This window comes from Enteroscipio rubneri (genome assembly GCF_963929405.1).
GTDB classification, from domain to species: domain Bacteria; phylum Actinomycetota; class Coriobacteriia; order Coriobacteriales; family Eggerthellaceae; genus Enteroscipio; species Enteroscipio rubneri.
On the sequence record NZ_CAWVIN010000001.1, the window covers coordinates 332,906 to 359,479 of the forward strand.

Annotated in this window: 23 protein-coding genes; 21 read left to right on the top strand and 2 right to left on the bottom strand. The window is 64.1% G+C overall.

Annotated features, from left to right (window positions below):
• Window positions 1–4: 4 nt before the first annotated feature.
• The 6 genes from ABGT83_RS01370 (at window position 5) to rsfS (ending at window position 4,414) form a co-directional block, all read left to right on the top strand.
• Window positions 5–433, top strand: coding sequence for a hypothetical protein (locus ABGT83_RS01370; RefSeq protein WP_346685620.1), 429 nt, complete (start codon window positions 5–7; stop codon window positions 431–433).
• Between the two features lie 134 nt (window positions 434–567).
• On the top strand, window positions 568–1,155 hold the full coding sequence (locus ABGT83_RS01375) for a hypothetical protein (RefSeq protein ID WP_346685621.1): 588 nt from the start codon (window positions 568–570) through the stop codon (window positions 1,153–1,155).
• A gap of 151 nt (window positions 1,156–1,306) precedes the next feature.
• On the top strand, window positions 1,307–2,584 hold the full coding sequence (locus ABGT83_RS01380) for a glutamate-5-semialdehyde dehydrogenase (RefSeq protein ID WP_346685622.1): 1,278 nt from the start codon (window positions 1,307–1,309) through the stop codon (window positions 2,582–2,584).
• Window positions 2,584–3,267: a nicotinate-nucleotide adenylyltransferase gene (gene nadD / locus ABGT83_RS01385; protein ID WP_103265282.1), complete on the top strand. Its 684-nt coding sequence runs from the start codon at window positions 2,584–2,586 to the stop codon at window positions 3,265–3,267. Before ABGT83_RS01380 ends, nadD begins: the two co-directional genes overlap by 1 nt.
• On the top strand, window positions 3,264–3,944 hold the full coding sequence (gene yqeK, locus ABGT83_RS01390) for a bis(5'-nucleosyl)-tetraphosphatase (symmetrical) YqeK (protein ID WP_346685623.1): 681 nt from the start codon (window positions 3,264–3,266) through the stop codon (window positions 3,942–3,944). Before nadD ends, yqeK begins: the two co-directional genes overlap by 4 nt.
• A complete protein-coding gene (rsfS, locus tag ABGT83_RS01395; RefSeq protein ID WP_244946745.1) occupies window positions 3,941–4,414 on the top strand; it encodes a ribosome silencing factor in 474 nt (157 codons plus the stop codon). The genes yqeK and rsfS overlap by 4 nt, the downstream gene beginning before the upstream one ends.
• Window positions 4,415–4,610: 196 nt before the next feature.
• Here rsfS and ABGT83_RS01400 read toward each other — a convergent pair whose 3' ends face one another.
• Window positions 4,611–5,900, bottom strand: a complete 1,290-nt coding sequence (locus ABGT83_RS01400) for a chloride channel protein (RefSeq protein ID WP_346685624.1) — start codon at window positions 5,898–5,900, stop codon at window positions 4,611–4,613.
• 8 nt (window positions 5,901–5,908) lie between these two features.
• The gene (locus ABGT83_RS01405) at window positions 5,909–6,910 is read right to left on the bottom strand and encodes a P1 family peptidase (RefSeq protein ID WP_346685625.1); all 1,002 of its coding nucleotides are present in this window, start codon (window positions 6,908–6,910) and stop codon (window positions 5,909–5,911) included.
• A 154-nt stretch (window positions 6,911–7,064) separates the two neighbouring features.
• On the opposite strand from ABGT83_RS01405, the gene ABGT83_RS01410 reads away from it, so the two are divergent.
• The 15 genes from ABGT83_RS01410 to fabF all read left to right on the top strand — a co-directional run bounded on the left by ABGT83_RS01410 (window position 7,065) and on the right by fabF (window position 26,422).
• Window positions 7,065–9,656 (top strand): BTAD domain-containing putative transcriptional regulator, encoded by a 2,592-nt coding sequence (locus ABGT83_RS01410; protein ID WP_103265279.1) that lies wholly within the window; start codon window positions 7,065–7,067, stop codon window positions 9,654–9,656.
• 349 nt (window positions 9,657–10,005) lie between these two features.
• The gene (gene secA / locus ABGT83_RS01415; protein ID WP_346685626.1) at window positions 10,006–12,816 is read left to right on the top strand and encodes a preprotein translocase subunit SecA; all 2,811 of its coding nucleotides are present in this window, start codon (window positions 10,006–10,008) and stop codon (window positions 12,814–12,816) included.
• 7 nt (window positions 12,817–12,823) lie between these two features.
• A complete protein-coding gene (prfB, locus tag ABGT83_RS01420; RefSeq protein WP_103265277.1) occupies window positions 12,824–13,918 on the top strand; it encodes a peptide chain release factor 2 in 1,095 nt (364 codons plus the stop codon).
• A gap of 14 nt (window positions 13,919–13,932) precedes the next feature.
• The gene (locus ABGT83_RS01425; protein WP_346685627.1) at window positions 13,933–14,772 is read left to right on the top strand and encodes a transketolase; all 840 of its coding nucleotides are present in this window, start codon (window positions 13,933–13,935) and stop codon (window positions 14,770–14,772) included.
• Window positions 14,765–15,739, top strand: a complete 975-nt coding sequence (locus ABGT83_RS01430) for a transketolase family protein (RefSeq protein WP_103265275.1) — start codon at window positions 14,765–14,767, stop codon at window positions 15,737–15,739. Before ABGT83_RS01425 ends, ABGT83_RS01430 begins: the two co-directional genes overlap by 8 nt.
• Before the next feature lie 47 nt (window positions 15,740–15,786).
• Entirely contained in the window at window positions 15,787–16,629 is an 843-nt protein-coding gene (gene ftsE / locus ABGT83_RS01435) for a cell division ATP-binding protein FtsE (RefSeq protein WP_103265274.1), read from the top strand.
• Window positions 16,622–17,527, top strand: coding sequence for a permease-like cell division protein FtsX (gene ftsX / locus ABGT83_RS01440; RefSeq protein WP_103265273.1), 906 nt, complete (start codon window positions 16,622–16,624; stop codon window positions 17,525–17,527). Before ftsE ends, ftsX begins: the two co-directional genes overlap by 8 nt.
• Before the next feature lie 15 nt (window positions 17,528–17,542).
• Complete coding sequence (locus ABGT83_RS01445) at window positions 17,543–18,826, top strand: S41 family peptidase (protein WP_346685628.1); 1,284 nt, start codon at window positions 17,543–17,545, stop codon at window positions 18,824–18,826.
• A 1-nt stretch (window position 18,827) separates the two neighbouring features.
• On the top strand, window positions 18,828–20,999 hold the full coding sequence (locus ABGT83_RS01450; protein WP_346685629.1) for a ribonuclease R family protein: 2,172 nt from the start codon (window positions 18,828–18,830) through the stop codon (window positions 20,997–20,999).
• A 111-nt stretch (window positions 21,000–21,110) separates the two neighbouring features.
• Window positions 21,111–21,572, top strand: coding sequence for a MarR family winged helix-turn-helix transcriptional regulator (locus tag ABGT83_RS01455; RefSeq protein WP_418762832.1), 462 nt, complete (start codon window positions 21,111–21,113; stop codon window positions 21,570–21,572).
• 385 nt (window positions 21,573–21,957) lie between these two features.
• Complete coding sequence (locus tag ABGT83_RS01460; protein ID WP_103265269.1) at window positions 21,958–22,176, top strand: acyl carrier protein; 219 nt, start codon at window positions 21,958–21,960, stop codon at window positions 22,174–22,176.
• Window positions 22,177–22,293: 117 nt separating this feature from the next.
• Entirely contained in the window at window positions 22,294–23,265 is a 972-nt protein-coding gene (locus ABGT83_RS01465; protein ID WP_346685630.1) for a nitronate monooxygenase, read from the top strand.
• Between the two features lie 9 nt (window positions 23,266–23,274).
• A complete protein-coding gene (gene fabD, locus ABGT83_RS01470) occupies window positions 23,275–24,357 on the top strand; it encodes an ACP S-malonyltransferase (protein WP_346685631.1) in 1,083 nt (360 codons plus the stop codon).
• A gap of 14 nt (window positions 24,358–24,371) precedes the next feature.
• Window positions 24,372–25,136, top strand: coding sequence for a 3-oxoacyl-[acyl-carrier-protein] reductase (gene fabG, locus ABGT83_RS01475; RefSeq protein WP_103265267.1), 765 nt, complete (start codon window positions 24,372–24,374; stop codon window positions 25,134–25,136).
• Window positions 25,133–26,422: a beta-ketoacyl-ACP synthase II gene (fabF, locus tag ABGT83_RS01480; RefSeq protein ID WP_346685632.1), complete on the top strand. Its 1,290-nt coding sequence runs from the start codon at window positions 25,133–25,135 to the stop codon at window positions 26,420–26,422. Before fabG ends, fabF begins: the two co-directional genes overlap by 4 nt.
• The last annotated feature ends 152 nt before the right edge of the window (window positions 26,423–26,574 follow it).

The following is a 26,574-nucleotide window of genomic DNA, read 5'->3' on the forward strand; positions in this document are numbered from 1 at the left end:
ACAAATGATTATGAAGAGCGATCGAGGATCACGAGCGCTTCGGATATCTATTCTTGTAGCTACGGTGATAGCTTTATTGATAATCGCTATAACTGTTTGGCAAGCAAATTCGAAATTTGTAATTGGTGGTTCAGGGAGCCATCTCCACTATGTCGGTGGCACTATTGTGGATATTGACAGCCAATCGAAGACGTTCACGTTAAAAGTTGAGATGGGTGGATCCTACATAGATGAAGACTATGTCCAAGTAGATTATTCTGGTCAAGGGGATTTTTACGGTGACAGAGAATTATTTGCGGAAGGGCATACTATTGAAGTGGGGTTTCTTGTATCGAGCAAAGAAAAGCATGATCGGGTAACAGCTCAGACGCTTGATACCGGATGGACCCCTGATCCGGACAAGCACAGGCTCGAATCTTCGTCAACGGACTAGAAGGGATTTGCTATGAATGATAAGATTATTTCGCGGCGAGATTTCTTGCTCTTTGGTTCAATGGGGCTGTAGGAATCACGTTCGGGGATAGTCTTCAAAATAAAGCGTATGCTAATGATCATCAAGAGGCATATTTGCCTATTCCAGAAGTAAAAGCTTTAATCACAGATAAGGCTTCAGGGAAAACTTTAGCTAGTGCTGAAGGTGGGCCTCTAAACTTAAAGCGATCAAAATCCTCTTCCGGTTATCCTATTTCGGAAATAACAAGCTTCACTCAGGAGATTCAAGATGATGGAATCAAATATATTTCAACAGCGCGGTTCCTTACACCTATTTCTGAAGAAAAACTTAAAGAACTGGTACAAGAGGGATACGAAGAAAGTGTTAAAGAATCCGACGGGCTTGAGGTCTATGCTCGGGTGGCAATAGGAGTCAACTGGGGCCCCGATAAAAGTACCATTCAAATACAGCGAGGTACGTTCGAGGTGTCGCAGAGCAACCCCTTGGTAAGTTACTCAAATGCTTTTTATGGCATGATGCAGAAAGCGAATTATACGTCTAATACGTTTAATGGCAAATCTCTCACGATAGAAACAGGATGGCCTGTGGATAATTTCGATGCACAAGTTGATGCATATACCTGCGGTGGAGCCGTTGGTGGCGAGGCTATGAATTTCCTAACAGGAGAAGTATTTAATTTCACTTTCGAAATATACTTCTAGCAAGGCTTGCGCAGATGTGATGGTCATACAAATGCGTGCTTTGTGTTGGGACTGGCTTTGTTGTAGCGACTGTGTTTGACATCCGAACTGCATTTCCCGAAACTGGTTTTGAGTATAAGGGGAATTAGATTTGGTGGGCAGTGAGGATGAAATGGGTAATGTGAATGAACGCGAGCACGTGCAGCGTATCGCTGAGGAAGCGCGCGCGGCAAGCGGGGCGCTCGCGCAGACGAGTGCTGAGGAGCGCAACGGAGCGCTTGCTGCCATGGCGGCCGCGCTCCGGGCGCATGCGGAAGAGATTATTGCAGCGAACGCGCTCGATATGGAGGCGGCGCGGAAGGCCGGTACGAAGGAGAGCCTGCTCGACCGTCTCATGCTCGACAAGGGGCGCGTCGAGGCCATGGCGGCCGCGCTCGAGGATCTTGTTGCGCTGCCCGATCCGCTCGGGCGGGTGCAGGATGCGCGCACGCTGTCGAACGGCATCGAGCTCGAGCGCGTGAGCGTTCCGTTGGGCGTGGTGGCCGTCGTGTACGAGGCGCGCCCGAACGTGACGGCCGATGCGGCCGGTATCTGCCTGAAGTCCGGCAATGCGGCGGTGTTGCGCGGCGGAAGCATGGCGGCGCACTCGAACGAGGCCGTCGCTCGCGTACTCGCCGACGCTGCTGCGAGTGCAGGCATGCCGCACGGCTGTGTCGGTCTTGTTGCATCCACTGAGCGCGCTGCGGCTGACGAGCTCATGCAGCTGCACGGCGTGATCGACGTGCTCATCCCGCGCGGAGGAGCCGGCCTCATCCGTCACTGTGTGGAGACGTCGAAGGTGCCGGTCATCGAGACGGGCACGGGCAACTGTCATGTGTACGTGCATGCTTCGGCCGACTTTGACAAGGCGCGCGCCATCATCGTGAACGCGAAATGCCGCCGCCTGGGCGTGTGCAACGCGGCCGAGACGCTGCTTGTGGACGCGACGGCGGCCGAGGGCTTCCTGCCCGCTGCGCTTGCCGAGCTGGCGGCCCGCGGCGTGACGCTGCATGCCGACGAGCGCGCATCCGCCGTCGCTGCGGCCCGCGGTATCGAGACGCAGCCTGCGACCGAGGACGATTGGGCGACCGAGTACCTCGCGGCCGACTTGGCCGTGCGCGTGGTCGACGGCGTGGACGAGGCTATCGATCATGTGAACCGTTATGGCACGAAGCACTCCGAGGCCATCGTGGCCGAGGACGAGGCCGCGTGCGAGGCCTTCCTCGCGCGCGTCGATGCGGCGGCGGTGTACGCGAACGCGTCGACTGCCTTCACCGACGGCGGGCAGTTTGGCCTCGGCGCCGAGATAGGCATCTCCACGCAGAAGCTGCATGCGCGGGGGCCGTTCGCGCTTGACGCGCTCACGTCGTACAAGTACGTCCTGCGCGGCTCGGGGCAGGTGCGCGCGTAGTGCCGGTCATCAGCGAGAGATTCGACGATTTGGGCAGTGACGGGAAGCCTGCGCGCCTCGGCATCATGGGCGGGACCTTCGATCCCATCCACACGGGCCACCTTGCCTGCGCCGAGCAGGCGCGCGAGGCCTACGACCTCGACGCGGTGGTGTTCGTGCCCGCCGGCAACCCGGTGTTCAAGAAGGACCGCGCGGTGTCGTCGGGCGCCGACCGGCTCGCCATGTGCCGGCTCGCCGTGCTCAGCAACCCCGCCTTCGACGTGAGCGCTGTGGAAATCGAGCGCGGTGGCGATACGTTCACAGTGGACACGCTGCGCCAGATGCGCGCCCATTACCCGGACAACGTGGAACTGCGCTTCATCACCGGGGCCGATGCCGTGTACAACATCGTGAAATGGCGCGAGAGCGCCGCCATCGCCGATCTGGCGCGGCTCATCGCGGTCACCCGTCCTGGCTACGTGCTGTCCGAGGAGCGCCGCGCGCTTATCGCCGCGCACGGCCGCTTCGTCATCGACTACCTCGAGGTGACGGCGCTCGCCATCTCGTCGAGCGATCTGCGTGCGAGGGTGCGCGAAGGGAAATCCATTCGTTATTTGACGATGCAGCGGGTGCTCGACTATATTCAGAAGCATGGGCTGTACCGCGAAAAAGGAGCGGGCGGCTGTGTGGAAGGAGCGCGATGACTGCGATGGATGGGAAGGCGAGCCAGGCTGAGCCCGTTGGGGGCGCACCTGCTGACGATGCCCTTTCGGACACGTTCTTGGACGCGCGCGAGGAAGATCTGAAGAAGCGGCTCAAGAGCCGGCGCTTCGAGCACGTGCTCGGCGTATCCGAAACAGCGGCTTCGCTCGCCAAGGCCTACGGTACCGATGTCCGCAAGGCGCGGTTGGCCGGTTTGCTGCACGACTGGGACAAAGACTTCGATGACGCTGGCATTCGCGCCCGTGCGCGCGAGCTGGGCGTTGACGCCGAAATCGAGCCCTATGTGTTCGACAGCATGCCTCGTCTGCTGCACGGACCCACGGCTGCAGCGGCGCTCCGGAAGGAGTTCCCGTGCATTCCCGATGATGTGCTCCAGGCGGTCGCGCGTCATACCGCTGCCGCGATCGGGATGAGCGATCTTGACATGATCATTTACATCGCCGATGCTATCGAGCCTTCTCGGCGGTTCGAAGGTCTTGAACGACTGCGCGCGGCGGCGGGAACGGTGCCGCTCGAAGAACTGTTCATGATGACGTTCAATCACATCCTGCTGACGCTTGTCGAGCGTCGGCGACGCCTGCACCCGGCAACCGTCGAGGTGTGGAACCACTATGTGAGCCGGTCGCGCGAAGCGGCAGGCGGGAAAGGAACAGCGTGAGCGAAACCAGTACCGAGCAGTATCCGACAGTGACGACGGGAGCCGAAGCGATCTGTTCGTCAGAGCCAACCTCAAGGGAATGCGCCCTCATTGCGGCGCGCGCGGCTGATGAGAAGAAAGCCACCGATCTCATGGTGCAGGAAGTCGGCGATCTCATCGGCGTGACGGACTACTTCATCATTGCGACGGCGGCGAACAGTCGTCAGGTGGATGCCATCGTCGACGAGATCGAGGAACAGCTGCGCGTGCAGGCACATGTCAAGCCGCTCCATCGAGAGGGGACGCAGGATGGCACCTGGTCGCTGCTCGACTACGGGAGCTTTGTCGTGCACGTGTTTCAGCCCGAGACGCGCGAGTACTACCGTCTTGAGGCCCTTTGGAACGACGCGCCGGTCGTCGACCTTGCGGCCGAGGCGGGCCTGACCGGGCTTGAGTACTCCGATCGCATCTCCAAGTTGTTGAAGCGATAAGCTCGGAATCTACCTGCGGCGGGCCGGAGAGGAGGCGGTTCTCGCGACTGTCGGTTCGCTTCCAGGATCGTGCAAAGAGCCTCCTCTCCGCTCGCCGGGTTGACCGGGCTTTCCTGGGATCCTGAAAGAGCGTGGGGCTTTGGCCGACCGTCGCTCGCTCATGGGATCGCGAGAAGTCCCTTCTGTGCGAGCCGGGTTATCGGCTTTCCGTCGGGACGTCTTCGGACTGCGGGTCCTCCTGCTCTCTCGGCTTCTTGCGGAACGCCGTCGGAAGCGGAACGATGGCACCGAGTGCCGCCGCAGCCAGCATGACGATGACGCCTTTGACGGGGAAGCAGAGGAACAGCAGCAGTACGGCCATGAGGGGCTGGCGCATGACTCCGCCGACGAGCGCGGCCGTGCAAGCGCAGAGGCAGAACACCGGGTCGGCTCCTGTGAGCGTCGCCATGCCGTAGCCTATGGATACCCCCGCGAAGATCACGGGGAAGAAATGCCCGCCGCGCCATCCGAAGCGGATGCAGAAAGGCGTGAGCAGCACCTTGACGAAACCGGTGGCCAGGAGCGCGAGCGCGCCCATCGACGTCCACATTCGGCCGAGCTCCTCGGCTTGTGTCTCGCCTGCGAACATCGCGAAGGGTAGCACGATGCCCGCTACGCCGAGTACGGTGCCGGCTATGACGGCCTTCAGGACGGGCCGATCGCCCATCTTGTCGGAAAGCCTGCCAAACAGGCCGTCGCCCATGCAGAACAACCAGCCGCCCGCTGCGCCGACGAGCGCGAGCGGGACTAGCCACAGCAGCTCGACCGTTCCCACGTGGATGTCGGTGAAGCGCGGCAGCGACATGCCCCCGCCGAACAGCGCGCCTAGTCCGGCGAACGCAGCCAGTGCGCCGGCGATGGCGCACAGATACACGACGATCTTCCAAGTCTTCGGTATGCGGATGGTTCGGTCGTCCACGTTCTCGTCCACGCTGCCGTACAGAGGCGCCACGAATCCGAATAGCGGCGCAGTGAATATGGCCGAGAGCGCTGCCATCGTGCCCACAGACGTGAGCTGCCGGAATTCGCTGCCGAAGCGCTTCATGCGATCGCCGACCCAGGTGCAGATGCCGGCGACGGCGCCCGTGAGCCCCGCCTCTGGACCGATGGGCCCTCCGAAGAAGAGCGGGAGCAAGGCGGCTGCGGACATCACGCCCAACTTGTCGTAGTCGTAGCGGCCGTCGCGCTTCACCTTGGCCATGACCTCGTCGAGATCTTCGGGATACGAGCCGAAGCGCTTAGCGAACAACCCGATAACCAGGCCACCGATCGAACAGGCTAGAAGCGGGAAGAAGGGCCCGAAGTGCTCGGGCAGGATGTTCCAGACGAATGAGATGCCCAGGTTCATGACGAACAGCAGCAGCCAGACGAACGCCCCTGCGACAGCGCCCGTCACGATGACGGACGAAGCGAACAGGATCCGGTTTGCCGGTTTCGCGAACCGCATAACTCCTCCTACTGCGCTGATGCGTGAAGATCACGCGCTGCAGGCAGGCCGAAGGCTCCTTCGGCCTGCAGGACGGCCCGCTCGATAGCCCCCTGCATGGCCTCGGTTGCCAGAACGGCCACGACGTCGACCGGGGCGTCCGTCTCGCACGAGGCGAACGTGAACACGGTATCGCCGTCGTTGGATGTGTGCACGGGCTTGATGGCCCGGGCATAGGCGTCGTGAACCGTGGAGGATACTTTCGTCGCCTGCGCCTTCGTGAGGCGGGCATTCGTGAGCACAACGCCGATGGTCGTGTTCGCGCAGGGGCCGCTCTCTTTGGAAGGAGCGCCGGCATCGTCTGCGGCGACCTGCGAGGCTGCGAGTGCCGCTAAGGGATCCATGATGCCCCCTTCTTCATCTCGGCAGCCGGCGATCCATGCGCCGTCCGCATCGCGGACGTTGCCGAGGGCATTCACGGCGACGACGGCCACGGCCACAAGCTCTCCGAGCCGTAGTCCGTACATGCCCAGCCCCGACTTCATTGCGTGCTCGCCACCGAGGATCTTGCCTACCGTTGCGCCGCATCCGGCGCCGACGTTTCCCTCTGCGAGTGACTGGCAGTCCCGATCGAGCGCCGCTTTTGCAGCGGCGCGGCCCATGGCTGCGTCCGGATGGGCGTTCTCGCCAACGAGCAAATCGAACAGGCAGGCGCTCACGACGATGGGCACAAGCGCGCTTTCCACGGGAAAGCCGATGCCGCGCTCGGCGAGTTCCTCCATGACGCCCGTCGACGACGCCAAGCCGAACGCGCTGCCGCCCGAAAGCACGACGGCGTGCACTGACTCGATCATGTTCTCGGGCTTGAGCAAGTCGGTCTCGCGTGTGGCGGGTCCTCCTCCACGTACGTCAACCCCGCAGACGGCTCCGGCGGGAGCGACGAGCACGGTGCAGCCGGTCCCCATTCGCGGGTCGTCGGCATGGGCGGTAAGGAAAGCGGGCAGATCGGCGATCGAAGCCGTTTGCAACATGGGATCCTCCTCAGGTTCGGGCGATTTCGCTATTGTACACCGTCGGTCCCCGCGAAGGGCGAACCGATGTCGGCTTGCGGGCGAATGATGACGCATGGTATCCTAAATGCCCTTTCGGATCGTTGCATTTCCCGTGCCATCGGGAGTGATACGTATGTCCGATTTCCTCACGAGGGCGGCCTGCCGCGGTCGTCGTCCTCAGCACCTCGATGTCAACCGCCATGTTACGCGTCCCGAGCTCATAGCTCGGCTCCTGCGTGAGAGGCGTGTCGCCCGGTTCGTGGTCGCACCTGACGGCTTCGGAAAGACGAACCTCGCTTTGGAATATGCCGACACCGTGTTCTCATTCGAGCATGTGTTTTGGATCGACGGGAAAAGCCCTTGCTTTCTGCGCGATCTCGATGGCGAGCGCATCGCCTGCGTTCTGATGGAGGCGGACGAGGCGCCTTTTCTGACGGTGTTGGAGGATGTGCCCCCGCTCGATTCGGAGCGCGTTGAGCTGCTCGCGCAGGAGATCGATCGTTTGCTCGATCGGGGATGCGAGGTTATCGCCACCTGCGTTCCTACATGCGACGCGTTCGACTGCCTCTGCGATCGCATCAAGCTTTCGGCATCGGACTTGCTGTTGACCGATGCGGAGGTCGACGAGTTCCGCACGCCGGCCGAGCGCGCCGAGACGCCTGCATGCGCGCTTCCCCCAGCGCAGCGCGTGGCTGGGCTTGTTTGGGGCGACGCGCAGAACGGGGCGCCCTTTCTTGCTCTGGCACTGCGAGAGGAACTGCCCGCCGACATGCTGCTACCCCTGTTCGCCATGCTCGTGCTCGAGGAAGGGCCGCTCGACGATCTTGCGGCGTTCAGCCCGCGCATCGCCGATCTGACCGAGCTCCTGGCGGATCGGTACCCCTATCTGGGCATCGATCGTCAGCTCGAGCGGTTCTGCGCGGCGCCTTTTATGGTCGCGGACATCGCCTCGGCCTTCGCGGCGCGCCTCGATCTGCTGGCCGAGCGGTCGTTGCTACCCGACCGGGATACGCTCGTGACGCGGCTGGCCGATGCGCTTATGGCGCGTGTGCGTCACGAGCGCGCGTGCGATACGGTGCGCCTGCTGGCATCCAGGTCGTCGCGTGCGAAATGGTTAGCCTGCCGCGGATCCGAGCTGTTCGATGCGGCCTGCCTCGTTCCGGCGTGCGAGGTGTACCGTTCGCTTGCGGGCGAGACGGGCGGCGCGGGCGTGCGCCTCGATGCCGACGAAGCTGTCAGAAGGGCGATGTTGGACGATCGCGCGAGCGCCTGCACCGCCGCGCGGCGCGTGGCGGGCGATGCTTCCGCGCCCCCGCGCGAGCGGGCAGTCGGCGCGCTCGTGCTCGCGCGATGCGCGCAGCAGGATGAGCGCCTCAGAGCAGAATCGATTGTTGCCGCGTGCGTTGCTGCGGCCTCCTCGGGCGGTCCGCGTCGGGCCGGGGTCGATGGCGCCCTTGTCGAGGACTGGGCCATGGCGGCCTCGATTCACGTCGCACTGTCCCGTTCCTGCACGGAGGGGGCCGAAGCATGGGTGGCGTGGTACGACCGCGGCGCGCGAGGTAGTGCGCTTGGCCATGCCTCCTCCTGGGTGCTGCGCAGGGCGGCGCTCGACGGCCTGCGAGGCGATTCCGCCGCGTGTCCCGCCACGGTGCTCGATCGTCTCGCCGCCATCGTCCGATCGCGTGTGTCGTCCGTCCGGGGGCCAATGCGGCTGTACGAGGCGGTCGCAGGTATATCGTTCGAGCGGGCATGCGAGCGGGGCGCGGTTGCGCTGCCCGCTTTGGACGCGCGCGCGGCGTTGGCGGTGCGCAGCATCGAGATGACGCTATATGCCCAGCGCGCCGCATGCGAGCGCATCGAGAGCGAGCGGGCCGAACGCCGCCGTTCGCTCGCGGCTCTTCCCGGCGCTTTCGGCGCCGAGGCCGAGCTTCCCTTGAGGGTCGGCCTCGCATCGAAAGCGCCGACGCTGACGGTCAACCTGTTCGGGTGTTTCGAAGTGCGCATCGGCGATGCTCCCGTCGATCCGGCGCGCTTCCGACGACAGAAGGTCAAGACCCTACTCGCGCTGCTCGTACTCAATCGCGGGCGCGAGTTCTCCCGCGATCGGCTCGTCAGCCTGATCTGGCCAGAAAGCGACCTGGAATCGGCGCGGAAGAACTTCTACGGGATATGGTCGATGCTGCGTCGCGCGCTGACGACGCCCTCGGGAGACTGCCCCTACCTCATCCGCCAGCAGCAGGGCCTGCGCCTCGATGCGCGCCTGCTTTCGAGCGATGTCATGCGCATCGACGAGGTGTGTCGCGAACTTTTGTTCGAGCGGCCGGGGCACGGTGGCTGGGTGCATCTGTTTTCGGAGGTGAGCGACCGCTTCTCCAATGATCTGATGCCGAGCGATTCCGATAACGCGGCTATTGCGAGCATGCGCGTCGACTATCGCAACCGCCTGGTCGATGCGTTGGTGGCAGCTTCATCGCGACTCGTCGAAGCGGGGGACGTGCAGGAGGGGCTGTGGTTCGCGCGCGCCGCACACCAGCGTGATCGGACCCGCGAGGACGCCTATACTGCGCTTATGCGGGCTCAGGTGGCTGCAGGGCAGCGTACCGCCGCGCTTGAGACGTACTTTTCGTGCCGCCGATTTTTAGCCGATGAGCTGGGAATAGATCCCTCCCTTGAGACGATGAGCCTGTATCGTGAGGTCATCGAGGCAGAAGAAGTGCTCCGCTAGGCGCGCGGCAGCGCGGCGGAAGAATCTGGGGCTGCGAAGAGGGAATCCGGGCCCGCGGGGAGCGAAGACCGTCCTCGTGGGCCTACAACTCGGGCGGGTGCTTCGCTCCGCCCGCACGCAGCCGAAGGGTAGCGCCGGACGGCTCGCCCGCGTCTTCGGCATCGGCGGACATTCTGGCACACGTGCGCGAGGGGTCTCGCGCCGCCTTGCGCGCCCTATGGATTTCCTCTGAGGCCAGGTGCGATATGCTAGAGTAACACGTGCTGTATTCAACTGTTTCAACGACGCGGGTACGCTGCGGGCGAACGTCGCGAACGTGCAGCGACCCGCGAAAAAGGATGGCGCATACATGGCAGGATTCCTATCCAAGTTGCTCACGCTCGGCGAGGGCAAGCAACTGAAAAACTACGAGGCCACGGCGCAGAAGATCAACGGACTCGAACCGGACATGCAGGCGAAGTCGGATGCCGAGCTGCGTGCGCTCACTTCGGCGCTGCGGGAGCGGGCAGAGGCGGGGGAGGACCTGAATACCCTGCTGCCCGAGGCGTTCGCGGCCGTGCGCGAGGCGTCGGTGCGCACGCTGGGCTTGCGGCACTTCGACGTGCAGCTCATCGGCGGCATGGCCTTGAATGACGGGCAAATTGCCGAGATGAAGACCGGCGAGGGCAAGACGCTCGTGTCGACGCTGGCAGGTTACTTGAACGCGCTTCCCGGCAGCAACGTGCACATCGTGACTGTGAACGACTATCTCGCCAAGCGCGACAGCGAATGGATGGGCCAGATCTACCGCTTCCTTGGCATGGAGGTGGGGCTCATCCAGAACGGGATGCGGTCCGAGAAGAAAATTCCGGCCTATGCCGCCGATGTCACGTACGGCACGAATAGCGAATTCGGCTTCGACTACCTGCGCGACAACATGGTTACGCGCGCGGAGGCCCGCGTGCAGCGCGGCCACCATTTCGCCATCGTCGACGAAGTGGACTCCATCCTCATCGACGAGGCGCGCACCCCGCTTATCATCTCGGGCGCCGGCACGCAGGCGGCCGAGACGTACAACAAGTTTGCCCGCGTCATGCCCCGCCTGCGCCTCGACGAGGATTTCGAGATGGACGAGGCGAAGAAAACCATCAACGCCACCGAAAGCGGCTTGGAGAAGATCGAGGCGATGCTCGGCATCGACGACATCTACGCAGATCCGTCGGGCCAGTTGGCGAACCACCTCCAGCAGGCCCTGAAGGCGCAGTTCCTGTTCCATCGCGACGTGGACTATGTCGTGACGAACGGCGAGGTGAAGATTGTCGATGAGTTCACCGGGCGCATCATGGAAGGCCGGCGCTGGTCGGAGGGCTTGCACCAGGCTGTGGAAGCCAAAGAAAAGGTGCTGGTGCGCGAAGAAAACCAAACGCTCGCTACCATCACGCTGCAGAACTACTTCCGTCTCTACGAAAAGCTTTCAGGTATGACGGGCACCGCCATGACCGAAGACGCCGAGTTCCGCCAGATCTATAAACTGCCGGTCGTGGCCATTCCGCCGAACCGGCCTGTAGCCCGTCGGGACGAGGACGACCTCATCTACCGCACCGTGGAAGCCAAGTTCAACGCCGTGGCTGACGATGTGGCTGAACGCAATGCGAAGGGCCAACCCTGCCTCATCGGCACCGTTTCCATCGAGAGTTCCGAGAAGCTTTCGCGCCTGCTCGACAAGCGCGGTATCAAGCACGAGACCCTGAACGCGAAAAACCACGAGCGTGAAGCACACATCATCGCGCAGGCGGGACGCGTGGGGGCCGTGACCATCGCCACGAACATGGCCGGCCGCGGTACCGACATCCTTTTGGGAGGCAACCCCGACGTGCTGGCCGACGACGTGCTGCGTGCCCAGGGCTTCGATCCCGAACTCAAGGAGGACGCGGAGACCGAGGAAGGCGAAGCGTGCGCTCCGTCTGCGGACGACCGTGCCGCCGCGCTCGCCGAGGCGCAGCGCACGTGCGCCGACGAGCACGACCGGGTGATCGCCGCGGGTGGTCTCACGGTTATCGGCACCGAACGCCACGAGTCGCGCCGTATCGACAACCAGCTGCGCGGACGCGCCGGCCGCCAGGGCGATCCGGGCACCACCCAGTTCTATCTGTCTCTTGAGGACGATCTCATGCGCCTGTTCGGCGGCAATCGCATGGACTCCATCGCGCGCATGATGGAGAAGACCGATATGCCCGAAGACATGCCCATCCAGGCCGGCATGGTATCCAAGGCCATTGAAGGCGCCCAGCGCCAGGTCGAGAGTATGCACTTCGCAGCCCGTAAAAATGTGCTGGAGTACGATGACGTGATGAACCTGCAGCGCGTCGCCATCTACGACGAGCGCAACGCCATTCTCGACGGCAAGGACATGGACGAGCGCATCCCCGGGATCATCCGCGACGCGGTCGAGGCCGTCGTTGAGGAGAACTGCCCCGACAAGACGCCGAGCGACGACTGGGATCTCAAGGCGGTCGACGTCTGGGTCGCAAACATGACGGGCCGCTCGGACTTCTCTGCGGAAGCCGCCGATCATGAGGACGATCCGGTGCTCTTGGCCGATGCGGTCGTCGAGCATCTGGAGACCGTCTTTTCCGAGAAAGCCGAGCAGCTGGGCGAGCCGATCGTGAAAATGCTCGAGAGCCAGGTGATGCTGCGTATAATCGATACGCGCTGGATGGCGCACCTCTCCGAGATGGATTACCTTAAAGCCGGCATCGGTTTGCGTGCCTTCGGGCAGCGTGACCCGCTTGTCGAGTATAAGAACGAGGCGTACAACGCCTTCCAAAGCCTTACGGCCTCCATGTACGAGGACTATCTGCGCACGCTGCTTCGTCTGCAGGTAGCTGTCAAGCAGGAGCAGCCTGCGCTTGCCGAGGAGAAGAGCCCCCTCGACGGCAAGGTGAGCTATTCGTCTCCCGAGCAGGCGCTCGAGCAAACGGGAGTCGCTGCTGCGCGCGCCCAGGCACCTGCCCAGGCTTCGAATGCCGGCGCCGACCAGACGCCGCCGAAGCCGGCACCCGCGAAGCCTCAGACCTATGTCAAAGACAAGGACGATCCGTTCGCCAACGTGGGGCGCAACGATCCGTGCCCGTGTGGCTCCGGGCTGAAGTTCAAGAAGTGCCACGGAAGAGATATGTAGGTCGACGATGGCTGACAGGGACGAGAAGGATGTGGAGTCGGCGGCCCGGCGCGTGAGCGACGCCGGCGTCTTTCTGCATATCGAAGATAAAAGAGCCGCGCTTGCCGCGCTCGATAAGGAGATTGCAGCTCCCGGGTTCTGGGACGACGCTTCGCATGCGCAGAGCGTTTCGAAGCAGGCAAGCGTGCTGCGTGAGACCATCGCCGAATACGAGGACGCCGTGGCGCTCCTCGATGACGCACGCGCTGCCTTCGAGCTCGCGGACGAGGATGAGGCCTTCGCCGAAGAGGCGTCGAATGCGCTTGCACATCTCGACGGGCTGCTCGACTCCCTTGAGATCAGCTCGTGGTTCTCGGAGCGTTTCGACGGGGGCGACGCCATCCTTACGGTGAACCCCGGCTCAGGCGGCCTGGAAGCCCAGGATTGGACCGAGATGCTCTACCGCATGTACACGCGCTACGCCGAGAACAAGGGATGGAAGGTTCAGATCCTCGACGTGGTGCCCGGCGAGGGCATAGGCCTCGACAAGGCCACCATCCAGATCGAGGGCCGCAACGCCTTCGGCATGCTGAAGAGTGAGAACGGCGTGCACCGCCTCGTGCGCATCAGCCCCACCGACGACAAGAAGCGCCGCCACACCACGTTCGCGGGTGTGGAGGTGCTGCCGGTTCTGCCCGACGACATCGAAGTGGACCTCAATCCCGCCGACGTGCGCGTGGACGTGTACCGCTCGAGCGGCCCCGGCGGCCAGTGTGTGAACACCACCGACTCGGCCGTGCGCCTCACGCACATCCCCACGAACATCGTGGTGACGTGCCAGAACGAGAAGTCCCAGTTGCAGAACAAGGAAGCGGCGTTCCGCGTGCTCAAAGCCAAGCTCTATGAGCTTGAGGAGCAGAAGCGGGCGGAGGAGCTCGCGCAGCTGCGCGGCGAGCGCATGGACTCTACGTTCGGCAGCCAGATCCGCAACTACGTGCTGTATCCCTACCAGTTGGTAAAGGATGTGCGCAGCGGCGTGGAGACGGGCAATGTGGACGCCGTCCTCGACGGCGACCTGGAGGAGTTCGTGATAGGCTACCACAAATGGAGGGTGTCCCAATAATGGAAGGAACCGGTATGACCGAGCTTGAACGACGGGCGAACGAGATGCGCGTCGACATCGTGCGCATGATCGCGGAGGCGGGCAGCGGGCACCCGGGCGGGTCGCTATCGTGCGCCGACATCCTCTGCGCGCTGTACTTCGGAGGTGTGCTCGAGCACGATCCCGAGCGTCCCGACTGGGAAGAGCGCGATCGCTTCATCTTGGCCAAGGGGCATGCGGCGCCTGCGCTTTACGCCGTGCTCGCCGAGGCCGGCTACTTCCCGCGCGAAGAGCTGCTTACACTGCGCAAGCTGGGCACGCGCCTGCAGGGTCATCCGGATTCCAACCAGCTGCCTGGCGTGGAGGTGTCCACGGGTTCGCTCGGTCAAGGGCTTTCCATCGCCGCGGGCGCTGCTGTCGGTCTCGAGCTGGACGGAAAACCGCAGGCCGTGTTTGCGCTCCTTGGCGACGGCGAGTGCCAGGAGGGTCAGGTGTGGGAGGCGGCCATGTTCGCAGCCCATCGAGGCCTTGACAACCTCGTGGCCATCGTGGATCGCAACGGACTGCAGATTGACGGCTGCACTGCCGACGTGTGTGACCCCGGCGACATGCGTGCCAAGTTCGAGGCGTTCGGCTGGGATGTGCACGAGGTGGACGGCCACGATATTCCCGCTCTCGTTAAGACGCTCGCAGCGGCAAAAGCCGACCGTTCAGGTAGGCCGCATGCGGTTATCGCGCGCACGGTAAAAGGCAAGGGCGTGTCGTTTATGGAAAACCAGGCGGGCTGGCATGGCAAGGCGCCGAACGGGGAGCAAACCAAGGAGGCGCTCGCTGAGCTGGCCGGGCGCACGGGAGAGGAGGTCGGCCGTGATTAAGCTGGCAGACGAGAAGCAGGCTCAGGTTAAGCGCGCCACGCGCGCCGCCTTCGGCGCAACGCTCGCCGAGCTTGCCGCTGAGGGTGCGCCGGTGGTTGCAGTGGATGCCGACCTCACAGGGTCCACCACCACGAAGAAGCTCGCCGACGCTGGCTATCCGGATCGCCTGTTCAACTGCGGCATCGCCGAGCAGAACATGGTCGACGTGGCTGCGGGGCTGGCAGTTACCGGCCACGTGGCCTTCACCGGCTCCTTCGCCGTGTTCGGCACGGGACGCGCCTACGATCAGATACGAAACACCGTGTGCTACAGCAACCTGGACGTGAAGATAGCCCCCACGCACGCCGGCATCTCGGTGGGTCCGGACGGGGGCAGCCACCAGATGCTTGAGGACGTCTCCCTCATGCGGGGCCTTCCGAACATGCGCGTGCTCGTGCCGGCCGACTATGCGGCTGCCTGTGCCGCCATCCGCTTGGCTGCAGCAACGCCGGGCCCGTTGTATGTGCGCATGGGACGTGCGAGCGTGCCGGCGGTTTACGCCGACGATGTGGAGCTCGAGCTCGGTCGCGCCTACGTGCTGCGCGAGGGTGCCGACGTCACGATCGTCGCCTGCGGCGTAGAAGTGGAGCAGGCGCTTAAGGCCGCCGAAGCGCTGGCTGCCGAAGGCATAGAGGCCGAGGTGATCGACGCGTTCAGCGTGAAGCCGCTCGACGAGAGGACGATCGTCGCCTCTGCGCGCAAGACCGGATGCGTTGTCGCTGCCGAGGAGCACAGCGTGATGGGCGGCCTTGGATCAGCCGTTGCAGAGACGCTCGCGCGCGAACTGCCGACGCCTGTCGAGTTCGTGGGCATGCGCGATATGTTCGGCAAATCGGGCGAATTCGAGGAGCTCATGGGGTACTTTGCCCTCGATGCGAGCGCGATTGTCGAAGCTGTGAAGAACGTCATCGCCCGAAAGCAAGTCTGATAAAATTCGAACAGTCTCAGTACATCACTATTCGAACGGAGCATTCTGTGACGAACGACATCAGCCAAGGGGCTCCTGCGCGTCCTTCGCGGCGCGGCGGCGCTCATGCGGCCTCCGCGCGGCAGACGACGTCTCAGCTGTCTGCTTCGCTGCCGGTGCTGGAAGTCGAGGACATTCCCCAGCAGACGGGCACCCCTGTCATTACGTTTGACCATGTGACGAAAGTGTACCCGGCACAACCGAACAAGCCGGCTTTGAACGACATCTCTTTGCAGATCTACGCGGGCGAGTTCATCTTCCTCGTGGGCCATTCTGGCTCCGGCAAGTCCACGTTCATCCGCATGCTCATCCGCGAGGTGAAGCCTTCGCAGGGTCACATCTACGTGGCCGACGAGGATCTGACCACCATGCGCAACTGGCGCGTGCCCTATCTGCGCCGTAACATCGGCTGCGTGTTCCAGGACTTCAAACTGCTGCCGAACAAGACCGTGTTTGAGAACGTGGCGTTCGCGCTCGAGGTTATCGGCAAGAGCCGCCATGTCATCAAGACGCAAGTGCCCGAGGTTCTGCGGCTCGTCGGGCTCCAGGACAAGCTCAACAAGCGCCCTGACCAGCTGTCCGGCGGCGAGCAGCAGCGCGTATCCATCGCGCGCGCCATCGTGAACCGCCCGCCGCTGCTGGTGTGCGACGAGCCGACAGGCAACCTCGACCCGCAGACGTCGCGCGGCATCATGGACTTGCTCGAGCGCATCAACCGCACGGGAACAACGGTGCTCGTGGCCACGCACGACCGCGAGATGGTGGACAATATGCGCCGGCGCGTCATCGCGCTCGACCGCGGCAATCTGACCCGCGATCAGGACCGGGGGGTGTACGGCTTCGATGTCTAGTTTTGCGTACTTCATCAAGGAGTCTTTGACGGGCTTCACGCGCAACCTCTCGACGGCGCTCGGCTCCATCGTGACCATTTTTCTATCGCTGCTCATCATCGGAACCTTTCTTGTTGGCGGCTCCGTTGTGGAACGGGTGGTGTCGTCGGTGGAAAGCGAGGTTTCCATTACGGCATACGTCGCCGACGATGCTTCGCAAAACGATATCGACTCGGTCATGAGCTTCGTGCGGGGTCTCGAGGGCGTGCAGACGGTTTCGTTCACGACGAAGGACCAGGCGCTTGAGAAATTCTCCCAGTCGTCGGGTTCCGAGATCATCGATACGCTCGATGGGCAGAATCCGCTGCCGGCTTCTATCGACGTAGAGCTCTCTGATCCTCAGCTGGTCGAGCAGGTGGCTGATTCGCTGCGCGGCAACTCTACCTACGCGGGCATCGCCGATGACGACGATCCTTCCGAGTCGATCAAGTACGGGCAGAAATCAGTAGAGCGCTTGTTCACGCTTACAAACTACGTGCGCTATATCGGCATTGCGCTCATCGCGCTGCTCATCTTTATAGCGATGGTGTTCATCAACAACACCATCCGCCTGGCTATCCTCGCACGTCGCAAGGAGATTGCGATCATGCGCCTCGTGGGAGCGTCGAACGGCTTCATTCGCGGGCCCTTCCTTATGGAAGGCGCGCTGCATGCCGTGATCGGGGCGCTGCTGGCCGTGGGCGCGCTGGAGCTCTTGCGCAATCTTGTGTTGCCTCGGTTGCAGGAGGGTATCCCATTTCTGTCGTTCGATATCGGTGCGAGCACGTTTTTGCTCATATACGTGCTCTTGGCGGTTTCGGGCCTGTTAATCGGCCTGATCGGCTCGGCCTTTGCCATGCGCCGCTATCTCAAGGTGTAACGGCGCCGGAAGGCCATGGTCGCAAAGCATAGCGATAACAAGCAGGTTGCGGCATCCGCGCGTAAAGCGCGGACCCGCAACCTGCGTCTTCTCAAGGCATTCCTCGCCGTTATCGCGGTATGCGGCGCATTCGCGATAGGCTTCTTCGTGCGAGGGGACTCCCCGCTGCTCGAATCGCTTGGATTCTCCTCCCTCGTGGTCGATGTCGATCGCAATCCTGGCTCCACGACTTCGGGCGATACCTATAATTCGCTCGGCGCTCGCGTTGAGGAAGTCGAAGGCATTCTCGATGAGGAGAGCTTGGATTCCTACGATTTGGGCATGGCTACCTCCAGCGTGCTCGATGCGTTCTCAGACACGACCAAGGATCCATATCTGCGTTATTACGATTCGAGCCGCTATGCCGCTCTGCTCCAGGATAGTTCGGGCACCTATGCGGGAGTAGGGGTGCTGTTCTCCGAGTTCAACGGCCGCGCCTATGCCGTCGACGTGTTTGAGGGGTCTGCAGCGCAGGTTGCCGACGTGAGAACAGGCGATTTCGTCGTGGCGATCGACGGCGATCGCGAGCACGATTGGACGATGACGGAAGTGGTTTCCGCTCTCAAACGCGACGAGGGCGAGAGTGTCGTTATCACCTGGAGACGAGCCGAAACGCTCGACGACGAAGGTGGCGACGAGTTCACAACAACCCTCGAATGCTCTGACTACCAGGCTAGAAACGTAGAGTCGGAACTGATAGACGAGGTGGGCTATATCCGGCTCAAGCAGATCACTCAGAACGCGGCGGGGCTGGTAAAGTCTGCCGTTTCGGATCTTGAATCGCAGGGCGCCAGCTCGTTCGTACTCGATATTCGCGACAATCCAGGCGGCTTCCTCACGCAGTCGGTGGATATCGCGAGCCTGTTCGTGAAAAGCGGCACGCTCGTGAAGATTCAGACGAAGGAAGCGGAGGATACGACGAAAACCGCAACGGGCGCAGTCGCGACGGATAAGCCGCTCGTTGTCCTCGTGAACGGCAACACCGCTGCCGCCGCCGAGGTTCTCGCAGCTGCGCTCCAGGACAACCAGCGCGCGACCCTTGTGGGGCAGACGACGCTCGGAAAGGGATCGGTGCAGGTGACGCGCGAGCTGAGCTTTGGCGGCGCGCTTCGATACACTGCGGCCTACTACAAGAGCCCGCTCGGCCATGATATCGACGGAGTGGGCGTCGCGCCCGATGTGGCCGTCGCGCTTTCCGAAGGCGTCGACAATCAGAAGACGTTGGCGGTCGAGACCGCCCAATCCTTCGTTCGGCAGTGACGTGCCGCGCTCGCGTTCGCATACGCGGCGAAGCCCGCGCAGCAACCCGCGCGGCGTACTGGACGTGCGGCCTGGAGGATTCGCCTTCGTTCGTACAGCGGAGGGCGAGTTTTACGTGCCCGAATCGAAGATGGCCGGCGCTTTCGACGGTGACCTCGTAGAGCTTGCGCTGTTGCCCGTGCAAAGCAAGCGCGGCAGTCGCGCGAACGGGAATTCGCATCGCCCGGACGAGAAGCCGGCTGCTCGGGTACTGCGCGTCATCGATCGTGCGCACGATACCCTGATCGGCCGCTACGAGGTGGCAGAACCTTTTGGCGTGGTGGTCCCTGAGGATCCGCGCATTCCCTACGATGTGTTCACGATGCGAGCTGATAGGCCCGATATCGAGGACGGGAAGCTTGTGCGCGTGCGCATCTCGACGTTCCCCTCGCGCGCTTCCGCCGCAACCGGCGTCGTGGAGGAGGTGCTCGGACACGCCGACGACGAGCGTGCGCTCGTCGATCTCGTGATCGCGCGCCACAAGCTGGAGACGTCGTTTTCAGAAGGCGCCCTTGCTGAGGCGAGGGCCGCTGTACTCGATGTCGATGCGGCGCTCGAAGAGGGGTATTGCGATCTGCGGGGCCGTTTCACGTTCACTATCGACCCCGCTGATGCTCGTGATTTCGACGATGCCCTGTCGTTGGAGCGAGTTTCGGCTGTCGGCGGCGAGCATGGCATCTTCGGGGTCGAGGGCGAACGTTCTGCTGCTGGAGGATGTTTGACCGGTTCAAAAGCCGTGGATGTGCGCGGGATTTCGGCTGCGCGGTGGCGGCTTGGGATACATATCGCTGACGTGTCGCGGTATGTGCCGTGGAATTCCTCGATCGATCTCGACGCGCGCAGACGGGCGACGAGCGTCTACCTGGCGGATCGCGTGATCCCCATGCTGCCCGAGGAGCTATCGGGCGATCTGTGCTCGCTGCGGCCCAACGAGGATCGGCTGACGATGACGGCGGATCTGTACCTGGACAACGAGTCGCGGCTCGTGGGCTATGATTTGTATCCGGCCGTCATTCGCTCGGCCGCACGGCTTGCGTATGATGAGGCGCAGAACCTGCTCGACGAGTGCTCGGGCAATCCCGGACAGAGCGCTTCGGACGCGAGCTCGCAGGAATCCGCACAATGCCCGTACGCTGGGGATCATGCGGATTTCGGCAATCTCCACGACGGCCTTGCTTGGCGTCTCCAGCAGCTCTCGTTCCTTGCGCAAAGGCGCGCGGCGGCGCGCAAGGCGGCAGGCGGTTTGGACTTCGATACGGTTGAGGCGCGTGTGAAACTCGATGATGGCGATCATCCGATCGGCGTCGATCTGAGGCGCAAGACCGATGCGACCTCTCTTGTCGAAGAGGCGATGATTCTTGCGAACGAAACGGTGGCTGCGCACCTGTGCGGTGCCGGATTCCCGGGCATCTTCCGCGTGCACGAGCGGCCGGCGGCCGAGAGCCTCGAAGGGCTTGTGCCGGTGTTCCAGGAGTTTTCATGGTTCGATGCCGTCGATCGAAACAAGCTTATTGCTGGCGATCCGCGTGAGCTGCAGCGCATCCTCGCCGTCAGCGCGAACCGTTCCGAAGGCGAGCTTGTCTCATCGCTCGTGCTGCGCTCCATGAAACGCGCTGTGTATCGGCCTGTATGCGATTCGCATTATGGGCTTGCGAGCGCCGCATATGCGCATTTCACTTCTCCGATTCGGCGCTATCCCGACCTTGTCGTGCATCGCATGCTCAAAGCGCAGATAGGCCGCCGCCCAGAGAAGTTCGACCAAGAGGTTTCGGCGCTGTCGTGGATCGCGGAGCACTCCTCGGATATGGAGCGCGAGGCCGAGAAGGCTGCGCGCGAATCGCAGGAAGTCAAGCTTGTCGAGTATATGGAGCAGTTCATAGGCCGGTCGTTTTCCGCGACGGTTTCGGGCGTGGCGGCATACGGGTTGTACGTGCGCCTCGACAATACGGTGGAGGGGCTGATTCCCGCGAAGAACCTCGGTGCCGAGTACTTCGCCTTCGACCCGGAACGGTATCGCCTGATCGGGCAGGATACCGGAACGACCTACCGTTTGGGCCAGCGAGTTCCCGTCGTGTTGACATCGGCCGATCCGCGTTCTCGTCGCCTTGACTTTCGGTTGGCGCGTGGCTGCTGACGGCTCTGCGGGACGAACTCGAAACAGAGAAAACCTTTGATTGTCTCACCGACTGCGATATGATGCGTGCGCTGGGAGCGGCAAGCGAGGAGAAGTGAGAGGATGGAAGGCATGGGCGAAGGCTCAAGTGCATCTCGGAAGAGGCGCGAGGAGATTGATGGCTTGCTGTCCGGCACGTTCAACTCCATCCTGCGCATCGAGGAGCAGTCGCTCGACAACCGCCTGACGCATGGCCTGACCATCACCGAGGTGCATACCATCGTGGCCATCGGCCTGCATGAGCGCAATCCCATGAACGTGGTCGCCGCGCGCCTGAACGTGACGCTGGCAACGCTGACCACGGCGGTGAGCAAGCTGGCGAACAAGGGCTTCGTCGAGCGCACGCGCGCCGAGGACGACCGGCGCAAGGTGCTCGTGTCGCTCACCAAGAAGGGTAGGCAGGTGCTGCGTGCCCACAACCTGTTCCACCACCAGATGATCGACGAGGCGCTGGCCGATCTTTCCGAGGAAGAGGAGCGCGTGTTCGCCGAGGCGCTGTCGAAGGTGAAGGCGTTCTTCGACGCGCAGGCGTAGCGTGAGCGCGGCGCGCGCCGCGAGGCGCAGGGTGTTTGGGGCGCCTGGCGGGGAGTCGCGGGGTCCGGGGTGTGCAGGCGCGCAAGCTCGGTCGCACGGCGGCGTGGCGTGGGCGCGTTTCTCGCAGGACACAGGGCGGGCGCTCGTCGACCCGCGATGGGATGCCGATGTTTCACGTGAAACATAGGTACGCGCGAACGAATGTTTCACGTGAAACATTCGGGCGGGAACGCCGTGGGGCGGGGACCGTCCGCAGCTTCTGGCGCGCAGAAATCGTGGAGGGCGTACGGGAGCCCTTGCATTCGGCGTTCCGTCACCATACCATTACTTTCGTAGAAATACTTTGATTATCAAACTAAATTGCACGACGCGAAAGGAACTGGCTATGGCTACCATCGACACCGTGAAGGACGTCCTCGTGGAGAACCTCGATCTCGAGGCCGACAAGATCACCGAGGAGGCCACACTCGAGTCGCTCGGCATTGACTCCCTCGACATGGTCGAGCTCATCTGCGACCTTGAGGAGAAGTGCGACGTCGAGTTCGGCGAGCCCGAGGGCATCGAGACGGTGGGCCAGCTGGTCGCGCACATCGACTCGCTGTAAAGGCGCGTTGACCGGGCCCCGTCACGGGGCCCGCTTGCTTGACGGGCCCTGCGCAGGCTCGTTTATAATGTTCGCCCGGCGGACTCGGGCGAGGTTCGAAGAAGAGAGAGCGGGAGCATGAAGACGCGGATAACGGAACTGCTGGGCATCGAGGTGCCCGTCGTGCAGGGCGCGATGGCGCGCATCGCCGACGCGAGCCTGGCCGGCGCGGTGAGCGAGGCCGGCGGCCTCGGCATCATCGCGTGCGGCGGCGCGCCGCTTGAGTGGGTGGAGGAGCAGGTGCGCATCGCCCGCTCGATGACCGACAAGCCCATCGGCGCGAACGTCATGCTCATGGATCCGAATGCGGGCGAGACGGCCGAGCTTCTGGCGAAGCTGCGCGTCGACGTCATCACGACGGGCGCGGGCAGCCCGGCGAACTACCTGCAGCTGTGGAAGGACGCCGGCATCAAGGTGGTGCCCGTGGTTGCCTCGAGCGCGCTGGCCGCGCGCATGGAGCGCCTCGGCGCCGATGCCGTGGTGGCCGAGGGCACCGAAGCCGGCGGCCACATCGGCGAGCTCACCACAATGGCGCTCATCCCCGCGGTGTGCGACGCCGTGTCCATCCCCGTGATCGCCGCCGGCGGCATCGCCGACGGGCGCGGCATGGCCGCAGCCTTCGCGCTGGGAGCCGAGGGCGTACAGGTGGGCACCCGCTTCCTCACGGTAGACGAGTGCACCATCGCCGACGCGTACAAGGACAAGGTCATCGCCGCCAAGGACGCCGACACCATCGTCACGGGCCGCGGCAGCGGGCATCCCGTGCGCTGCCTCAAGAACAAGTTCGCCCGCACCGTCCGCAAGCTCGAGGGCGACGTGGCGGCCAACGGCGACGAGCTGGAGGCCATGTACGCGGGCTCGCTCAAGCGCGCCGTGGACGGCGACGTGGACAACGGCACGATGATGGCAGGGCAGTCGGCGGCGCTCGTGCACGAGCGCGCGACGGCGGCCGAGGCGATCGCTCGGATGATCGATGAGGCCGAGGCCCTCGGCAGACTCGACCTGGAGGCCCTGGCGGAATCGAATACTCGCCGTGGGCGCGTTCGCTAAGGGGGCAACGTGACCGAACTTCAACCTGCGGGAGGGCCGATCGGCGGCGCCCAGTCGCTCGGACAGTCCTCGCTTCGCTGCGGAACTCGCTTGGTGGACGCCGCCGATCGGCCCGGCTCCGCGTCGAATGCGCAACCGATTTCCGCTATCGCTTCCGGGGCTCCCGTGTTCATGTTCTCGGGCCAGGGCTCGCAGAAACCGGGGATGGGGGCCGATCTCTTCGCTGTGGAAGAGGTGCGCGCGACGTTCGCCTGCGCCTCCGACGTGCTGGGCTTCGACGTGGCCGACCTCGTGCTCAACGCAGAACTCGAAAAGCTCAACGACACGCGCAACGCCCAGCCGGCGCTGTGCGCGCTGTCGGTGGCCGTCGCCCGCGCGCTCATGGCGCGCGGCGTGGAGCCGGCGGCGGTGCTGGGCTTCTCGCTCGGTCAGGTGAGCGCGCTCGCCGTGTCGGGCATGCTCGCCGACGAGGCCACGTTCGCGCTCGTGAAGGCGCGCTCGGAGCTCATGGCCGAGGCCGCTGCGGCGCATCCCGGCGCGATGAGCGCGCTGCTGAAGGCCGACGAGGATGCCGTGCAGACGCTCTGCGACGAGTGCGCCGAAGGCGACGTGCTCGTGCCGGCGAACTTCAACTGCCCGGGGCAGATCGTCGTGGCGGGCACGCCGGAGGCCGTCGAGCGCGCCGAGGCGGCGTGGGCTGCGGCGGGGAAGCGCTCGTCGCGCCTGGCCACGTCGGGCGCGTTCCACAGCCCGCTCATGGCCTCGGCTGCCGAAGGGATGGCCGCCTATCTGGAGAACGTCGAGTTCTCGGAGCCGCGCGTGCCCCTCATCTGCAACGTCACCGCCGCGCCGCTGTCCGCCGCCGACGCGCGCGAGAGCCTCGTGCGCCATCTCACGAGCCCCGTGCGCTTCGACGCGAGCGTGGCCGCGCTCGCAGCCGTCGGTGCTGACACGTTCGTCGAAGTGGGCTTCGGCGGCGTGCTGGCCAACCTCGTGAAGCGCATCGACAAAACCGCGACGCGCGCCTGCGTCCAGGACCGCCCGAGCTTCGACGCGCTCCTCGCCGCCCAGGCCGCGCCCGATTCCGAATAGGAGCTTCTTCTCCCATGACCAACGAAACCGAAACCCCGCGCCGAAGCGCGGTCGTCACCGGCTCGAACCGCGGCATCGGCCGCGCCGTGGCCGAGGAGCTCGCGCGCGCGGGCTTCGACGTGTGCGTGAACTGCTCGAGCGAGCGCGGCCTCGTCGAGGCCCGCGCCTTCGCCGCCTCCCTCGAGGCCGACTGCGGCGTGCGCGCCATCGCGGTTGCCGCCAACGTGGCCGATGCCGCCGATGCCGCCGCGCTCATCGACGCCGCCCACGAGGAGTTCGGCCGCGTGGACGTGCTCGTGAACAACGCGGGCATCACGCGCGACGGCCTTCTGGCCCGCATGAAGGAAGAGGATTTCGACGCGGTGATCGACGTGAACCTCAAGGGCACGTTCAACTGCTGCAAGGCCGCGGCGCAACGCATGATGAAGCAGCGCTACGGGCGCATCGTCAACCTGTCGAGCGTCGTGGGCGTGGCGGGCAACGCGGGCCAGGCGAACTACGCCGCCTCGAAGGCCGGCGTGATCGGCCTCACGAAGTCCATCGCCCGCGAACTGGCCGCGCGCAACGTCACGGCGAACGCGGTGGCCCCCGGCTTCATCGCCACGGACATGACCGACGCGCTGTCGGAGAAGCAGCGCGAGGCCATCCTCGGCCGCATCGCCTCGAAGCGCCTCGGCGATCCCGAGGACGTGGCGAAGCTCGTGCGCTTTTTGGCGAGCGAGGAGGCCGGCTACATCACCGGACAGGTTATCTGCATCGACGGAGGTATGTCGCTATGAGCGAGAACAGCATGAGCACGGGCGATGCGCGCCGTGCGGACGGCACGCATCGCGTGGTCATCACCGGCATGGGCGCGGTATCGCCGGCCGGCGTGGGCGTGGGGGCGCTATGGGACGCGGTCATGGGCCGCGCGTGCTGCATCGGCCCGGTGACGCGCTTCGACACGGCCGACTATGACGTGCACATCGCCGCCGAGGTGCACGATTTCGACCCGTGCGAGCACGGCATCTCGAAGAAGGAGGCGCGCCGGTTCGAGCGCTTCGTGCAGTACGCCATCGTCGCGTCCGACGAGGCGCTGGCGCAGTCGGGCCTCGACCTCGAGGCCGAGGACACCTCGCGCATCGCATGCGTGTTCGGCACGGGCATCGGCGGCATCGACGAGCTGCAGAGCGGCTTCTCCACGCTGGCCGAGAAGGGGCCGAAGCGCGTGAGCCCGCTGTTCATCCCCACGATGATCGGCAACATCGCCGCCGGCAACCTCTCCATCCGCTACGGCTTGCGCGGCGAGTGCCTGAACGTCGTGACCGCGTGCGCCACCGGAGCGCACTCCATCGGCGCGGCCGTGCGCGACATCCGCCACGGCTACATTGACGCGGCGCTGGCCGGCGGCTCGGAGGAGTCCGTGTCGCCCATCTGCCTGGCCGGGTTCTCGAACCTCGGCGCGCTGTCGAAGGCCGACGACCCCTCCCAGGCCTCGCTGCCGTTCGACGCGCGCCGCGCCGGCTTCGTGGCGGGCGAGGGCGCGGGCGCCGTGGTCGTCGAGTCGCTCGAGCATGCGCTCGGCCGCGGTGCTGAGGTGCTCGCCGAGATCACGGGCTTCGGCTCAACCGGCGACGCCTACCACATGACGGCCCCCGAGCCCAGCGGCGAGGGCGTGGTGCGCGCCATGCGCCAGGCGCTCGAGGAGGGCGGCTTCTCGCCGGAGGACCTGGGACACCTGAACGCCCACGGCACCGGCACGCCCGCCAACGACGCCACCGAGTCCAAGGCGCTGCTGGCCCTCGTCGGCGAGGAGGCCGGGCGCGCCGTGCCGGTGACGTCCGTGAAGGGCACGACGGGCCACACGCTGGGCGCCGCGGGCGCCATCGAGGCCATCGTCTGCGCCCTGTCCGTGATGAACGACTGCGTGCCGCCCACGGCCGGCTTCGCCGAGGCCGACCCGGAGTGCCCGGTCAACGTCGTCACGGAGGCGAAGACGAACTACCCGCAGAAAGTGGCGCTGTCGAACTCGCTGGGCTTCGGCGGCCACAACGCCTCCTTGGCGCTATCGCCGTACTGGGGGTAGCTCCACCTGCGGGACGTGCGAGGCGGGCGGTGCCGCCCAGTCGCTCGGCAGTCCTGCTCGCACGGACAGCCCGCTGGGCTGTCCGGCTCGTGCGGAACTCGCTTGGTGGACGGCACCGCCCGCCTCGCACCCTGTTGAAATGGCGTGGGACT

Coding starts and splice junctions, on each gene's coding strand:
- ABGT83_RS01425 (WP_346685627.1), top strand. CDS start 13,933: ATGACCGAGCTTGAACGACGGGCGAACGAGATGCGCGTCGACATCGTG.
- ABGT83_RS01370 (WP_346685620.1), top strand. CDS start 5: ATGATTATGAAGAGCGATCGAGGATCACGAGCGCTTCGGATATCTATT.
- ABGT83_RS01465 (WP_346685630.1), top strand. CDS start 22,294: ATGAAGACGCGGATAACGGAACTGCTGGGCATCGAGGTGCCCGTCGTG.
- ABGT83_RS01405 (WP_346685625.1), bottom strand. CDS start 6,910: ATGTTGCAAACGGCTTCGATCGCCGATCTGCCCGCTTTCCTTACCGCC.
- fabG (WP_103265267.1), top strand. CDS start 24,372: ATGACCAACGAAACCGAAACCCCGCGCCGAAGCGCGGTCGTCACCGGC.
- secA (WP_346685626.1), top strand. CDS start 10,006: ATGGCAGGATTCCTATCCAAGTTGCTCACGCTCGGCGAGGGCAAGCAA.
- ABGT83_RS01400 (WP_346685624.1), bottom strand. CDS start 5,900: ATGCGGTTCGCGAAACCGGCAAACCGGATCCTGTTCGCTTCGTCCGTC.
- ABGT83_RS01460 (WP_103265269.1), top strand. CDS start 21,958: ATGGCTACCATCGACACCGTGAAGGACGTCCTCGTGGAGAACCTCGAT.
- yqeK (WP_346685623.1), top strand. CDS start 3,264: ATGACTGCGATGGATGGGAAGGCGAGCCAGGCTGAGCCCGTTGGGGGC.
- prfB (WP_103265277.1), top strand. CDS start 12,824: ATGGCTGACAGGGACGAGAAGGATGTGGAGTCGGCGGCCCGGCGCGTG.
- ABGT83_RS01445 (WP_346685628.1), top strand. CDS start 17,543: ATGGTCGCAAAGCATAGCGATAACAAGCAGGTTGCGGCATCCGCGCGT.
- ABGT83_RS01410 (WP_103265279.1), top strand. CDS start 7,065: ATGTCCGATTTCCTCACGAGGGCGGCCTGCCGCGGTCGTCGTCCTCAG.
- ABGT83_RS01380 (WP_346685622.1), top strand. CDS start 1,307: ATGGGTAATGTGAATGAACGCGAGCACGTGCAGCGTATCGCTGAGGAA.
- ABGT83_RS01455 (WP_418762832.1), top strand. CDS start 21,111: ATGGGCGAAGGCTCAAGTGCATCTCGGAAGAGGCGCGAGGAGATTGAT.
- ftsX (WP_103265273.1), top strand. CDS start 16,622: ATGTCTAGTTTTGCGTACTTCATCAAGGAGTCTTTGACGGGCTTCACG.
- fabF (WP_346685632.1), top strand. CDS start 25,133: ATGAGCGAGAACAGCATGAGCACGGGCGATGCGCGCCGTGCGGACGGC.